The organism is Nitrospirae bacterium YQR-1, assembly GCA_039908095.1.
Lineage (GTDB): Bacteria > Nitrospirota > Thermodesulfovibrionia > Thermodesulfovibrionales > Magnetobacteriaceae > Magnetomonas.
The window spans coordinates 384,927-399,770 of sequence record JAMOBJ010000001.1 but is presented as its reverse complement, the minus strand read 5'-3'; the positions used below and the strand labels follow the sequence as shown (position 1 = coordinate 399,770).

16 protein-coding genes are annotated in these 14,844 nt (G+C 41.1%); 5 read left to right on the top strand and 11 right to left on the bottom strand.

What is annotated here, in order from left to right; genetic code table 11:
• The 5 genes from H7844_01910 to H7844_01890 form a co-directional block, all read right to left on the bottom strand.
• On the bottom strand, window positions 1-544 hold a 544-nt coding region (locus tag H7844_01910; GenBank protein ID MEO5356036.1), incomplete at its 3' end, for a TSUP family transporter.
• A 252-nt stretch (window positions 545-796) separates the two neighbouring features.
• Window positions 797-964, bottom strand: a complete 168-nt coding sequence (locus H7844_01905) for a hypothetical protein (protein MEO5356035.1) — start codon at window positions 962-964, stop codon at window positions 797-799.
• The gene (locus H7844_01900; protein MEO5356034.1) at window positions 965-1,489 is read right to left on the bottom strand and encodes a hypothetical protein; all 525 of its coding nucleotides are present in this window, start codon (window positions 1,487-1,489) and stop codon (window positions 965-967) included. It lies immediately after the preceding gene.
• A 44-nt stretch (window positions 1,490-1,533) separates the two neighbouring features.
• Window positions 1,534-2,355 (bottom strand): sugar phosphate isomerase/epimerase, encoded by an 822-nt coding sequence (locus H7844_01895; protein MEO5356033.1) that lies wholly within the window; start codon window positions 2,353-2,355, stop codon window positions 1,534-1,536.
• 1 nt (window position 2,356) lies between these two features.
• Window positions 2,357-3,307: an NmrA family NAD(P)-binding protein gene (locus H7844_01890; GenBank protein MEO5356032.1), complete on the bottom strand. Its 951-nt coding sequence runs from the start codon at window positions 3,305-3,307 to the stop codon at window positions 2,357-2,359.
• A gap of 194 nt (window positions 3,308-3,501) precedes the next feature.
• On the opposite strand from H7844_01890, the gene radC reads away from it, so the two are divergent.
• The 5 genes from radC to H7844_01865 all read left to right on the top strand — a co-directional run bounded on the left by radC (window position 3,502) and on the right by H7844_01865 (window position 7,341).
• Entirely contained in the window at window positions 3,502-4,191 is a 690-nt protein-coding gene (radC, locus tag H7844_01885; protein ID MEO5356031.1) for a DNA repair protein RadC, read from the top strand.
• Window positions 4,192-4,194: 3 nt separating this feature from the next.
• A complete protein-coding gene (locus H7844_01880; GenBank protein MEO5356030.1) occupies window positions 4,195-5,721 on the top strand; it encodes a sigma 54-interacting transcriptional regulator in 1,527 nt (508 codons plus the stop codon).
• Entirely contained in the window at window positions 5,696-6,052 is a 357-nt protein-coding gene (locus tag H7844_01875; GenBank protein ID MEO5356029.1) for a hypothetical protein, read from the top strand. Before H7844_01880 ends, H7844_01875 begins: the two co-directional genes overlap by 26 nt.
• Before the next feature lie 123 nt (window positions 6,053-6,175).
• Window positions 6,176-6,958 carry a pyrroline-5-carboxylate reductase gene (gene proC / locus H7844_01870; protein MEO5356028.1) on the top strand — a complete coding sequence of 261 codons (783 nt, stop codon included), beginning with the start codon at window positions 6,176-6,178 and terminating at the stop codon, window positions 6,956-6,958.
• 83 nt (window positions 6,959-7,041) lie between these two features.
• Complete coding sequence (locus tag H7844_01865) at window positions 7,042-7,341, top strand: YggT family protein (protein ID MEO5356027.1); 300 nt, start codon at window positions 7,042-7,044, stop codon at window positions 7,339-7,341.
• 104 nt (window positions 7,342-7,445) lie between these two features.
• On the opposite strand, the gene H7844_01860 is transcribed toward H7844_01865, so the two are convergent.
• The 6 genes from H7844_01860 to H7844_01835 all read right to left on the bottom strand — a co-directional run bounded on the left by H7844_01860 (window position 7,446) and on the right by H7844_01835 (window position 14,498).
• Complete coding sequence (locus H7844_01860; protein MEO5356026.1) at window positions 7,446-7,880, bottom strand: HAMP domain-containing histidine kinase; 435 nt, start codon at window positions 7,878-7,880, stop codon at window positions 7,446-7,448.
• A 38-nt stretch (window positions 7,881-7,918) separates the two neighbouring features.
• Window positions 7,919-9,664: a PAS domain-containing protein gene (locus tag H7844_01855; protein ID MEO5356025.1), complete on the bottom strand. Its 1,746-nt coding sequence runs from the start codon at window positions 9,662-9,664 to the stop codon at window positions 7,919-7,921.
• A gap of 182 nt (window positions 9,665-9,846) precedes the next feature.
• Window positions 9,847-10,287, bottom strand: a complete 441-nt coding sequence (locus H7844_01850; protein MEO5356024.1) for a response regulator — start codon at window positions 10,285-10,287, stop codon at window positions 9,847-9,849.
• Window positions 10,284-12,749, bottom strand: coding sequence for a PAS domain S-box protein (locus H7844_01845; protein ID MEO5356023.1), 2,466 nt, complete (start codon window positions 12,747-12,749; stop codon window positions 10,284-10,286). Before H7844_01845 ends, H7844_01850 begins: the two co-directional genes overlap by 4 nt.
• Before the next feature lie 34 nt (window positions 12,750-12,783).
• Window positions 12,784-13,836, bottom strand: coding sequence for a uroporphyrinogen decarboxylase family protein (locus H7844_01840; GenBank protein MEO5356022.1), 1,053 nt, complete (start codon window positions 13,834-13,836; stop codon window positions 12,784-12,786).
• Entirely contained in the window at window positions 13,833-14,498 is a 666-nt protein-coding gene (locus H7844_01835) for a cobalamin-dependent protein (GenBank protein ID MEO5356021.1), read from the bottom strand. The genes H7844_01840 and H7844_01835 overlap by 4 nt, the downstream gene beginning before the upstream one ends.
• Window positions 14,499-14,844 lie beyond the last annotated feature (346 nt).

Here is a 14,844-nt window from a genome sequence, read left to right as displayed (position 1 = left end):
GCATCTTTGCCGTCCCTGACATGGTCTGTACGGCAAGTTTCAGGGATATTTCCCTGCTTAACCCAAGAGCCATCCCGATTACAGTACCGCCGCCGGAGCCCGCTAAAAATGCTACCGCCAGTTTAACCGAGACATTTCCCAGCTTCTTATGTACCGTGGTTCCCATTATCGCTTTGGCAAATATATGAAAAACGTCTGTGCCCACAGCCAGTATTCCTTTGACCCCCGCCGCCATAAGCGCCGGTGTTATGATAAACCCGCCGCCGGCTCCGATACACCCTGTAATCAGCCCTGCCGCCAACCCTACAGCTATGGATACAAAGAAAATCAGGTTTGAGTAAAATGCCGGCGCATACGCCTCCTTGCTCCCTATCATATCCCCTGCATTGAGAACGCTTACCAACAGTATTGGTAACAAGGAAACGAGTAAAATAAGCATTTTCTTGCGGTTTTTTATAATACTCATCGAAACCTCATAGTCCCACCGGGCGTGCTCCGCCGAGGCGGCACGTAAAAAAACATACATTTTTCTGCAAAATCCCATTAAATCCTCCTTTATTGATTTTTTACATAAATTTACACTTAGAGCCTGATACTCGCAGAATAGACAGCAAAACATGTGCCAGCTATAACATGCTGATATTAAAAGATAAAATAATTCGCCGACTGTGGGTTACTGCAACATTTTGTTGCACTACTGAAAAATGAGGCTAAAATGGCGACACACCAAGGCGCAACAAAATGATGCGTGCATCATTTTGTTGCTGTTGCGTTTCAGTAAAAGAATATGGCTCTTTTATCCGTTGGAGTCATTTTCTTTAGAGGGTTTTGGCGGCTCTACAGAGGGTTTTGGTGGCTTTACCGGCGGCATTGGCCGTGGGTTATCCACCGACGGGAAGCCCTTTCCAGTTTTTACCCCTGATGCTTCTAAAACTTGTGCTTTATCCAACGTGTTATCTAACATCTACTCCTCCTTAATCGGATATTTGCCGTTAAAGTACGTGTCTGCTTTTTGCCTTGCCTTTTCTAGTGTTTTTACTTTTTCCGGTAAAATAATACCTTTTAAATGATTGTGTTGAGCTTTTAGTTTCTTTGTCATGAGCTCAGCAGTAAGTTTGTTTATTTCCTCAATTGTTAGTTCGCCATTGGCAACATTAAACCACTTTATCTCTGCAACTAATAATAAATCCTCAAGTTCACGCACTAAACCCGGCATAGCCTTAAGTCTTGCCTTATATGGTAAAAATTTACAGATGATGCCAACTGTTTGCAATATTACAATAAGACCACCTAAAATTACAGCATATACAGGATCGTTTTTCTTATATACCAATATTGGTACAAGGACACTTGACGCTATTGCTAAAATAATAGTAAAAGTCTTATCGTAAAACTCAGATTCTTGTAAATACAACTCAAAGTAGTTTAATTGGACTTTTGAAATATAAAACTCATTCCAGTACTGTTGCTGAGACATTTTTACCTCCATAATTTATTACTAAAACACTGTAAGGTTAAAAAGTTTAGGGCTTTTTATACAGTGCTGTCATTAATCAGCTCTAACAGTCTGTTTCTGCCTGCAATAAGGATGGAAGGCGGCACAGGCCACTGCTCAAGAACCATCATGCCGGTAAAATTCCTCTTTTTCAGCCGCTTTATAAAACATTTCATTCCAAGAGGGTTTTCAGATGAGGGTCCTGTAAAAATTGCCAGATGGCTGTCAACATCGCCGTAGTTTTCATGAATGTGCAGATGTATTATCGGCACAGTCTCCAAAAGCGAGTCAATATATTTAATAAAATTATTTCTGGTGTCGTAAAAAACGTTTGCATGACCTATGTCCAGACACATTCCGACATGTTTGGTACTTATTGATTTACACATTGATAGAACTGTAAAAAACTCGTTAAAGTCCCACGGCGCCGTAGTGGTTGTGTTTTCAATTGAGAGTTTCAACCCATGCTTTGCCGTTAACTCAATAAGTGGGATTACAGCTTGAGCAAAGGCCTGTATCCCCTGTTCGGTAAACATATGTATGTTTATAAGTGTAGCTCCGATATCGAGTGCAAAATCAAGTGTGGTGGCAAATCGTTCAGCGCCGTCATTACTCAGAGGATTAAACGTGACCGGTGCATGAACGGAAAGCTCTATGCCATGCATCAGTGCCTTAGTGCGTATCTCACACCGCTGCAGACCGGTAATTTCATGTTCAAGCCAGCCCTGTCCATAATCTTTTTTATCGGGAAACCACTCAAAGGAGTCAAAGGAGTGCTCTATTGCATAGTTAAAAGGAGTTTCAGGTGACTGTGATGAAAATGCCGTTTGATTGCCTATTCTGATCTGTCTCAGGCACACTTTAATGGCTGTATTTGACTGTTTTTATATAATCTGTAAATTTTGTCATTTTTATATCCGGATAGCTGACGCCGGAGTCTATACAATTGTCGGGAATGGCGGCACTGCTGCCCCGTATCCATATGTAACTTGCAAGTTGTGCAGAGATTAATCTGAAAAAATCCCTCTCCTCCTTCGCCTCTGCAATAGTCTTCTGCAGTTGCTCGTCGCTTACAGGAATTCTTTCTACCCGTTGGCCGAAGACTGATTCAAATATCTGGATCATTTCATTTTGGGAAATAGTGTCACCTGTTACATGGATGTGTTTATAAAGCATTTCAGGGTCATCAACTGCTCTGACCGTAACCCTTGCAACATCCCTTGTCAGAGTTAAAGCAGCCTTTTTATCACCTGTGCCATAGACATCAACAAACTGCGGAAAAGGAGGGTTGGTTTCAGGGTAAGAAAGCATCCCTAGATTGACGGCATACCACTGCATTAAGCATCCGGCATATATAAACGTATATCCAATTTTACTGTCCCACACAGCCTCATGAACGCGAAGTTTCACGTCAATAACATTGGAAATACCAACACCGACATAGTATGGGTTTAAGCCGTAGTCAGAGGGAATAAATCTCTGCACACCTGCCTGCGCAGCAATATTTATAAGGTCGGTTTGTTTGTGTGCTGCATCAAAGCTGACAGCACTTATGACGGCACTTACCCCCTCCGTGGCTTTTTTTAAAGATTCCGTATCCTCAAGGGAACCCTCGAGTACTTGCACACCTTTAGCCCTCAGCGATGATACCTTTTTGGACTTCCGGTCATCTTTCAAACTGCCGGGACGCACCAGAACCCTCAAAAGCTTTCCCTGAGCCAAACACTCATCAGCTATTTCACTACCTAAAAACCCAAGCGCTCCAACAAGCAACACACTGCTTTGACCTGCCGGCCAGCCGGTTGTTGACATCTACCCCACCTCTTGTGTTTCCATTTTTATCGGCAACCTTTAGCCTCTTAAATTCAACCACGTATAATTTACAACATTATATATGAAAGTGTCTATTTTTTTTCATTTTTTTTTCCCTATTTTACTAAAAATATAAATATTTTTTTGTGATATAATATTTTCGATTTAGTGCATATTCAGAAGGCTACTTTTCGATGAAAGAAAAAACAACCGAAAGGATTCATATCGGCCATAGAAAGCGGCTGCGACAGAGGTATATAAAGGCCGGACTCAGCTCTTTTGCCGACTATGAGGTACTGGAGTTACTCCTTACATATACCCGTATGCAAAGGGATGTGAAGCCTGAAGCCAAGAAATTAATAAAAACCTTCGGAAATCTGGCCGAAATACTGGACGCTCCCATAGAGCGCCTGCTTGAGACAGAGGGCATAGGTATTCAGAGCGCAATTTTAATAAAACTTGTCAAAGACTTAAGCACTAAATACTTATATGAAACGCAGGTTTTCAAAAAGGCAATAAACAATGCCTCTGAAGTTGTGGACTATTTAAGGGCAAAGCTCGGCGCTAAAAAAAGGGAAACTGTTCTGACGTTGTTTTTAAATTCTCAAAATAAAATTATCCGTGAGGATATAATAAGCGAGGGGGTAGTTAACTACGTATATGTCCACATGAGAAACATATTTGAAATTGCATTGAAGTATGACTCCACGGCCATCATCTATGTTCACAACCATCCGGATGGAAAACTTGAACCATCTGCAGAAGATATTAAGCATACACAGCAGCTTGTTGATACCGCCTCACACCTCTCTATCGCAATTCACGACCATATAATCGTAAACAAGTATTCCTATTTCAGCTTCAGAGAAAGAGGATTATTATAAAAAATGGACAGAAGCTCTCTGGAAATTTCAGCAATATATGAAATAAGCAAAATACTGGGCTCATCGCTTGATATTACAAAAACTCTTAAAAACGCACTAAAGGTTCTTTCCGTGTTTCTGGATATAGAAAGAGCCGCCATTGCACTTAAAGAAAAAGGACAACTTATTATAAAAGCGGCACACGGATTTACTGCAGAAGAGATAAAAAACTCTAAATATTTCCCTGCGGAGAGCATTGAGGCAAACGTGGCAAAATCCGGCTACCCTGTAGTGATTCCTGACGCTGCAGACGTACCGCAGGGTTCAGAAAAATTCATTCGCTTTGGTGTACAATCTGTTGAAAAGAAAGCCTTTTTATGTGTTCCCATGAAATTAAAAAAAGAAATAATCGGGGTTTTAAGTGCCAACAGAATTTACAGGTCAGCCAAAGTTTCTCTGGATGATGACCTGCGCCTTCTTAAAATCATAGCCTCCCTGATAGCCCAGTGGACAGAGCTCTCTAAAGAGGTACAAGTGCAAAAGCAAGCCCTGATACAGCAACGGGAATCCCTTAAAACAGAGCTTAAGGGTAAGTACCGGATTGACAACATAATGGGTGGCTCAGGGGCTATGCAGGATGTCTTTGAAGCCGTGCACAGGGTGGCAAAAACAAAGGCTACCGTTTTGATAACCGGAGAGAGCGGCACGGGAAAGGAACTCATAGCCCGGGCCATTCACTACATGGGTAAGCAAAGCAACGGAGCCTTTATAAAGTTCAACTGTGCATCAATTCCGGAGGGACTCCTTGAGGCTGAGCTTTTCGGCCACGACAAGGGGGCATTTACAGGAGCAATGGCTGTAAAAAGGGGACGCTTTGAACTTGCCCACAAGGGCACCATATTTCTTGACGAAATCGGGGATTTAAGCATAGGGCTTCAACCTAAGATTCTGCGTGTCTTACAGGAGCGTGAATTTGAACGCATCGGGTCGGAAAAAACCATCAAAGTTGATGTCAGGGTGATAGCGGCAACGTCAAAGAATCTTCAATTACTTGTATCTCAAAACAGTTTCAGAGAAGACCTCTACTACAGGTTAAACGTGGTACCTGTCTGTTTACCACCTCTTAGGGACCGCACGGAGGATATCACTGAGTTAATTGAGCATTTTCTTAAAAAATTCAATACGGAAAACGAGCGGTCTGTGGAACTTAGCGATGAGGCCCTCAGCTTAATGAAACAGTACCGCTGGCCCGGAAACGTGCGGGAACTAGAAAACACAGTGGAAAGAATAGTTATTATGTCACCTGAGGATATAATCAGAGCAAAACATCTGCCTCTTAATATAAGAGTGCTGAATCAGCAGGCCTCCGGCGGTTTTTCTAATAAGCATACTGCAGCACTGTCGCTTACTGAGCTGGAAAGAGATAAAATAATCGAGGCTTTGAAAAATGCACACTGGGTTTATGCCCGTGCGGCTGACCTTCTTGGCATAACGCCGAGACAGATTGGATATAAGGTGAAAAAATATGGAATCAGAAAAGATATTTCATGACTGGCTGCTTATGTACTTAAAGCGGAAACTCTCAAGAGATTATACCGAAATTCTGACAAATCTCAATGAGGAAAATGAATTTGAGGGCATGTACCCGGACCTGATACTAAATAACTACGGTATGACGGTGGGAGTTGTAGAGGTGGAGACCGAGACCACCATAACGGCTGAGAGAGCCAAACGGTGGAAACAGCTCTCAGGCAAAGGTGTAAAGTTAATTGTAATGGTACCGGAGAGGACTAAGCAAAAAGTGATGAGCCTTCTTTGGGATGAGGGCATAGCCGGTAGTGTAGCCCTTGGCGGCTATGATTTGAAAATCAGTATGCCGTAGGAGACCTCGATATGAAGGTTAAGTGTGTGTGTTGTCAGAGCAGTTAAAGTCCTTGCCATTTAGAGATATATTAATTTATAATTAAACGTAATTAGTTTTTCGATAAAGGCTATGCGGGGGGTTATGACAGGTTTTATCGGCGGTGGTAACATGGCGGAAGCTCTTATAAAGGGGTTAATTGCAAAGGGTTTTAATGATATTTTAGTTTCAGAACCTGCTCAGAAAAGATGTGACTATTTAAGAGCACACTATCAAGTAAGAGCTCATTACGATAATATGGCGGTAATAAGTGACTCAGATATAGTTGTAGTAGCAGTTAAGCCGCAGAACATGCCGGAGCTAAGAGAGCAGCTTAAGGGAGCTGATTTTACCGGCAAAACAATTGTTTCAATAGTGGCAGGGGTAAAAATCGCAAATCTTAGGTCTGTGTTTCCCTCCGCCTGGATAGTGCGGGTGATGCCCAACACTGCGGCTTTGGTGCTTGAGGCAATGTCAGCGCTCTCTGTGGATGACTCGGTGCCCCTGCAGATACGGGACAGGGCGGAGGAGATTTTCTCGTCAATAGGGCAGGTTGTCTTTTTGCCGGAGGAGATGATGGATGCCGTAACGGCGGTGTCAGGAAGCGGACCGGCTTTTTTTGCTCTTTTTGCAGATAGTGTTACAGAGGCCGGGATGGCTCTTGGGTTAAGCAGGGAAATATCCCTGAAACTTGCCGTACAGACCATGTCAGGGACGGCAAAGATGCTCAGCAGTGGGCGGTTACCGGAAGAGTTAATTACAATGGTGGCATCCCCCGGGGGAACAACAGAGGCCGGCTTAAAAGTATTTGAGCAACGTGGATTTATAAATATTGTGTCGGAAGCCTTAACGGCCGCATCACGGAGAAGTGCTGAACTGGGTAAATGACACACACAGGGTCATGGTAGTGTTTGATAGTTATAATAAAGAGATAATTTAATGGCTTCAATATAAAACGGGAGGTGAAAGATATGTTTGTTGCCGGGCATTTTTTTATTTCTGTAGCAACCGTGGCGGATATTGTTTTGAGCGCCTATATGTGGATTTTAATTATATCGGCATTGATAAGCTGGGTAAATCCTGATCCTTATAATCCTGTTGTGAGGTTTTTGTATCTGGCTACAGAGCCCGTGTTAAGACCCATAAGACGCAAAATAGGCACCCTGGGCGGCATTGACATCTCACCGGTTATTGTTATTTTAATAATACGTTTTATACAGTCTTTTGTTATCAACGCACTTAAACAATTCGGCGGCAGATTGTTGTTTTAGAGGGAAGCGTCAAGTTAACTACAGCATCAATGACTCTTATATTTTCTCTCACACCGGATACACTGCATCTGCCGGGAGTCAAGTTTGGCATAAAGTAATTTTATTCACACACTACCAATTTTTATTAACCTTATCAAAAACTCCACCCCATCATCCACGTTTCTAACAGTCAGCGTACCGCCCATGTTTGTCTCAATTATTGTCTTTGACATGTATAGCCCAAGCCCTGTGCCTCCCTCATGTTTTTTGGTTGAGAAATAAGGCTCGTAGATTTTAGCAATTATCTCTTCCGAAATTCCCCCGCCATTGTCGGTTATTGAAATACTAATAGTATTATCCCCCAATTCAGAGATTACAATCTTTATCTGACCGGTAAAATCCGGGTTGTCACTTTTACGTCTGTTCAAAATCGCGTCTCTGGCATTATTTAAAATATTGAGGAGCACCTGCTTTAACTCATTAGGATAGCCCACAGTGATTAGGCTTGATTCTTCAGCAAATATTTCCGTGGATATTTCTATGTTGTCTTTTCTGTACACCCCCCCAAACATATACAACAACTCATCAACTGTGTTTTTTATATTAAAAGGGGAACCTTCTCTCTGTCCGGTAACAGGAAGTTTTTGAAATCATCAATCGTTCTTATCATAAAGGTAATTTGTTCCCTTGATGTTTTTACCATGTTATTTATATATTCTTCATCAAGTTCACCATATCTATATGCATCTTTTATATCAAATACATTAATGGATAAAGCGTTTAAAGGCTGCTTCCATTGATGGGCTATCATTCCAATCATCTCACCCATAGCTGCCATCTTAGATTGCTGAATCAGCAGTTGTTCTTTTTGAAGTCTGATGTTCATCTCATCGGCAACCATTCTCTCCAGCTCTTTTGTTAGAGACTGGAGCTGTGTTGTCTTACTATTGAGGGTCTCCTCCATGCCCTTACGCTCAGTAATATCTGTGGCTATGCCGCAGACGGCATATATTTGCCCTTGTGTATCAAACAAGGGAAACTTTATGGATATATAAATATGTATGCCGTCTTCATGAGGGACTATTTCTTCAAAACTTAAAGGCACATTCTTTTCCATCACTTCTATATCGTTTGCTCTGAAACTGTCCGCCGCCTCTTTTGGGAAGATATCGTGGTCGGTCTTGCCGATAACAGCGTCCTTAGATATATGAAAAAGCGTCTCATAGCGGCTGTTTATAAGCATATAACGGCCTTGTAAATCTTTTTGGAAAATGACTGCAATCGTGTTGTCTATTATCGCCTGGAGTTGATTGCGGCTCTCCGTCAGTGCTCTCTCCAGCTCTTTACGATAAATAACATATCTGTAAACAAGGTACAAAAATATGAGTGTTGCGATAATGAGGATAATAATGAGTGCCGATGTTACGATGCATTCATATTTCCACCCTTTAAGGTAATCATCTGCAGCAAGGCCTATAACAACAAACAGTGGATAGTCGGCTATTTTACGGTAAGAAACATATTTAGGTCTATTATCAAAGCTGGTTGGAGTAAAAAAAGTTCCGGAGGGTTGACCGGACTCAAACAGTTTTCTCAACTCAGAAGATATGTTTTTATTTCCAATATCAGTGCCAACCTCTTTAGGCTGCGGATATCTGGCGATGATTGCCATCTCACTGTCACGTAAACTGATTCCCCCGTGCCGGCCGATATCAATAGAGGCAAAAGCTTTAATTATGTGCTCCAAAGCAACATTTGCATAAACAATACCTCCAAAAGCGCCCTCAGGGCCATCTATACGGCGCGCAAGCACTATCACCCACTTCTTACTGATGTGTGCAAATACCGGTTTTGATATTATTAGCTTCAACTTAGGGTCGCTGTGCGCCGCAATGAAGAAATCACGGTCTGAGAGGTTTACTTTGGCGTCTTTAGGCACACCAAGGCCGTATCTTACAATTCCCTGTGCATCGGTTATTCTCAGGCTTTCAAGGTCAGGCAGATACCTTTGGTGTTTAGCCAAAAGTGCGGTTACCTCGTCTCTGTCAATTGTACCTTTACGCTTTTCATTATTGATCTCCTCTGCAATATCCATCAAAGTCAGGTCTATCATGTCAATAAATCCTTTTATATACTGCTCTAGTACCTGTGATAAATTTTGAGAAGTAGCAGCAGCCTGCTGCTCTGTCTGATGTTTGCTGTGGCGCAAATATCCTACACCCAAAATAACAACAAAGATATCAATCAGTAAAACACACAACACTACCATCCTCAAAAATATAGATAAAGAGGCTGCCGATTTTGTTATCTTAGATAAATCCGTCTTTAATCCCTTACTTTTCATCTGTCATCAACACCCAATCTCAATAGTAAACATTGTGCCACCCGCAACATCTTTGACATATATAATCCAGCCCTACACCAAGATGTTTATCCCCGGCCGCTATCAGAGCATCAGAATCCAGCGGTAGTGTTTACCTTAACTCCACTTAAAAGCGGTCTTGGCAACGGGAGTACACTACAATTTCAATCATCGCAGGCATCGCTGACATCAATTAAAGTAGTAGATACACTGTAGAGAAACTCTAAAAACTGCTCTTCTTTAATCGGTTTTATAAAATAACCTTGTACTGAGTATTCCTTTGCATGTGCCAGATAAGTATCTTCCGGCAGGGCGGTAATTACAACTATAGGAACATTTTGATCTATCTCTCTTATCTGTTTAATCATTTCAAAACCATTATGTTTAGGCATCAAAATATCTGTTAAAACTATATCAGGTCTGTATTTTTTAAATAGGCCCAATCCTTCTTTACCATCCACCGCCGTATAGACCTCTTTAAATCTTCTCTTTAGTGATTTTATGGATGCCTCTTTAACCATTGTTTCGTCCTCTGCGTATAGAAGAGTTACGTGTTGCTTTATTTTTTGCACACAGTCTTTTTTTAGTTTTTCTTTATCCGTCATAACATCACCCTGTTCATTGTTATCATAAATTCTGCGCCGCCTTCAATATTTCTCACTGTAAGTCTGCCGTCCATATTTGTCTCAATTATTGTCTTAGACATATACAACCCTATTCCGGTGCCGATTTCAGACGGTTTGGTTGTGAAATATGGTTCAAAGATTTTCTCTATTACAGCCTCCGGTATGCCGCCGCCGTTGTCACTTATTGTTATAGCAACGGCATGGTCTTCACTTTGTACAGTTATTTGGATTTTACCTTCTAAATATGTTCTGGTATTTCTGCTGCGTTTTGCGACAATGGCGTCTTTAGAATTGTTTATGAGGTTAAGTATTACCTGTTTAAATTCGTTTGGGTATCCATTACATTTTAGTTCGTTGTCTTTATTATATAGAAAATCTATAGAAATGCTGTTTTTCTTAAACATCTCTTTAAACATTGAAAGTATCTCTTTGATGGAGTTGACAACATTAAATATGGTTTTGTCCTTACTCGGCTTAAAAAAATTTCTGAAATCATCTATCGTTTTTGCCATAAAAGCGACTTGTTCGGTTGAAGTCTCAATCATTTTATCAATATATTCTTTATTAAGCTCGCCAAATTCATACGCATCCTGTATATCCTGTATGTTTAAAGACATGGCATTTAAAGGCTGTTTCCACTGGTGGGCAATGGCTCCTATCATCTCGCCCATTGCCGCCATCTTGGATTGCTGAATTAACATCTGTTCTTTCTGACGTATTTCATTTATTTTATCATCAACGACAAGTTCCAGTTTCTTATTTAACTGTGAGAGAATGTATGTCTTTGTTTTTAATTCATCCTCAAGCATTTTCCTCTCTGTTATGTCATACACTGATGCAAGCCACCCCGTCTTTTCACCTTGTTTGCTGACAAGAGGAGACATCAGAACATTTACATATAGCCTCTCTCCGGTTTTTTTCATAAATATCAGATCAAAGCCTTCTTTGGGAGCTTTTCCTTCAAGTGTACAACGGAAAGCGTCTCTGATATGAGCGTAATCCTCAGGAGCCCAGTATGGATGCGGCGGGTGTAACCCAATTAGTTGGCTCTCATCATATCCGAGCATTTTACAGAAAGAGGGATTTATATATATTTGTCTTCCATCTAAATCTGTAGCTGCAATACCTGCCATGACTGATTCTTCTATCGCCTTACGAAAAGAGTGTTCCAGCGCCAGTTTTTCTTCTAATATTTTCCTCTCTGTGATATCGGTTGCTATCTCTAATCGTACAATCCTTCCGTCTATCCATCTGATAGCTCTGTCTTGCATGTAATACCATTTCTTATTAACCGTATTTTGAAACTCCCACGTATATACTCCGGTTACGTTGCCTTTTTCATCAAGGAGTTTGTTGTTAGTACAAAAACTACACGGTCCGCCCTGTCCGCTTTGAATCGTATTCCAGCAGAGTCTGTCCAATATATCTACATTGCCTATTGCTTCCTTTAAATAGCGGTTTGCAAATATCATCTTGTATGTCTGCATATCTGCAACATAAACAATTGCCTCCATATTTTCAAGTATCTTCAACAACCTGTCATGAGACTCCCTTAATACCAGCTCTGTTTGGAGCCGCTCTCTTATATCTTTAAAAATCCCCTGTGCTACTTTCTTACCACCGTACTCTATCACTCTGCCGGTTATGTCAACTGGAATCATAGTTCCATCTTTTCTCTTTACTTTTGCGTTAGTTAAGGTACCAAAACCATTGTTAATAATATTGTCAAATGCAGCTTTTGTTCTCTTTAGCTCCTCCTCAGGGTGAATTTGGGTGTAATTAAGGCTAAGAGCTTCAGACTTAACAAAACCTGTAAGCTCCTCGGCTTTTTTATTCAAGTCTAAGAAATTCCCACTGAGGTCTGATATTATTATCGCCTCTGCGGCATCATCCAATAAGGTACGATATTTCTCCTCGGAAATTTTCAAGGCATTTGCTGTTATCTCTCTCTTTTCAATTTCCAGCTTTAGCTGTATATTTGCATTTAAAAGTGACTGATATATTCGTGCATTGGATATTGCAAGACCCAGGGCACTTGCAATGGTCAAAGATAAATTAAGATAATGGTTTTTATAATCAGGGAATAACACTCCGTCTATCTCTATTAACCCAAACACCCCGTCTCTGCCCTTAATCTTTAATCTAAAACCCGCTCCGGAGGCTGTCCACGCATAATCATCCTTGAAATTATTGATTAAATCACTTATTACCTCTTCAGAATTTTTCGCTTCAGGAAATGTCCTTATTTCAGAAGGCTGTCCGTCAACCATGGAAATATAGATTATATTTGTAGGTGCACAAAGAGTTCGCAATAGTTCTATTATGTTATCTATCACACCGTCTTCGGATTCATAGGACGCAATCCGGCCTACCAATTCACAAGCCATGGCATAATCTGCAAGTTTTTTGTCGTGTCCGTTTATATTATTCTCTTGCTGCATCTAATCCTGGGAAACTCTCTGTTCATTGCCGCCACTATCTTTCCAACCATTTCAGCGGATAATTGCCCCAATCATTCACAGCCTCAGCTATTGTGTGTAACACATCGTCCGGCACCTGAAGCGGAATCTCCCCGTGGTTATCAGATAAAATAAATCCGCCACCCTTGCCGGCCTTTGCAATTGCTTCTTTTACAATCCTTGTTGTCTCAGCGATGGTCCATCGCTTCATTTCTATGCCATTGAGGTTTCCCATTACACTTATTCGTCCTTTGCAGGTGTTTTTTATCTTTTCCAAATCTTCCAGTACGCTTACGCCTACTACGGAGGTGCCTGTTTGTATAACGTCATCTAATATTGTTAAACACCTTCCTGCCGCAAAGTGGGTTGCCGTAGGGCCTTTTATCCTCTTCAATGTGCGCATAGCTATCTTGTGACCTGTCTTTAAGTATAATTCCTTATCTATTATCGTTGTTGAAGACATAGGGTCAAAGTAACAAATAGCAGTACATCCGGCATCAATTTGTGCATTTGCCCAGTCAACACAGAACTCTTCATTTATTCTCATCAGATGTTCAAACAATTCCTCATTTTCATAAATAAGTTCGATGTACTTATCAAAACCCATTTGCATTATCGGTAAGGAAAACGGCGACATTACAGTGCCCATAACTGCAATATCATTACCAGCCTTTTCTTTCATTATTCTCTGGGCGTCTAAGGATTTAATCAGACACGGGCACTCTCCCACTTTAGGAGGCGTCAATCCCCGTATATCTTCAACCTTCCTTATAAACGGCATACCGGCATTAGGCGGGCCGTCTTCACGAAATATCACCTCACCGCCCCATGCCTCTACCTCTATCGGTCCGTAGAAATAACCGTTGATACAGTCATTTTTGAATTTTGCGCACACACGCAACTGCCCCTCAGCAACATTTTCAGCCTTTGAATAATATTCCTTAATGGAAATTCCCAGCTCTTTTGCCCCATGCATTGTATATGGAAGGCACAGAGGCACGCGGTCAGGCTCCTGATGTTTAAGCGTAGTCAAAACCCTCTGCATTGAAGTCATGTGAAGAGACATCATACCCCCTTATTATTTTCTAAAGTGCGTACAATGTGTATCGCATCAGATACAGTTCTTCCCGCATAGTCCGCCTCAACCTCTTTAAATAATTCATCGTCAAAGTTAAACGGTGCGCCACCGGCTACAATTATTGTTGCTGCGTGTCTTTCCCTCAATTGTTTTCTCACCTCTTTTATACTCAATGCTGAGGGCAGCATAAGTACAGAGATTAAAAGAACATCTGTTTTATCTCTTATTACCCGCTCCACAAGGCTGCCAACTGTGAGACCGCCGCCGTAGTCGGCTACTTCAAACCCTGAAGCATATAAAAACCCCTTGACTATTTGCTTACCAAGTGTGTGAAAATCCTCCAACGTGGCTATGGCCATTTTTAATTGCTGTTGTCTGTTAATCTGTTCATGTGGTATCACATCATCAAGTATCTCGCTGCATATTTTCCCGCTCATATAGACTTGCGAAAGCGACACTGTATCTGTCATCCAGCCCTCACCAATTTGCTCTAAAGAAGGAACAATTATCCTCTCCACAATAGCTATGGGCTCATATGATTCCTTTAATTCCATCAACATCTTTTTTACCTGCAATTTATCAACAGACAACAGAGATTTAGTCATATATTCTACATGCTTATTAACTACATCAACAGATGAAAGCTCCTCCATCTCTTATCCCTCAACTTTTTTTTTAAACAAGCTTTTTAAACAAGCATATTAATCTATCCCAAACAACCCTTGATTATCTTTACACACCTAATTAGCTTTGTCAATAAGTATATTTTTTTTAAATGCCTTTATAGTTAACTCCGGCAGAGGTTTTTCTGGATTCTGAGGAGGCTTGTTTCATTTTTTTTATTGAAAAAAGGACTTGACCCCCGCTCGTAGGCGCCAATGACAGAGCAGTACGTTATTGGGGAGGTCTTTCTTTCCTCCTTTTCTGTCATTCCCGTGAAAACGGGAATCCAGTTTCTTATTGACTGAGATACTATGATAGAAACATGAAAGATAGCCT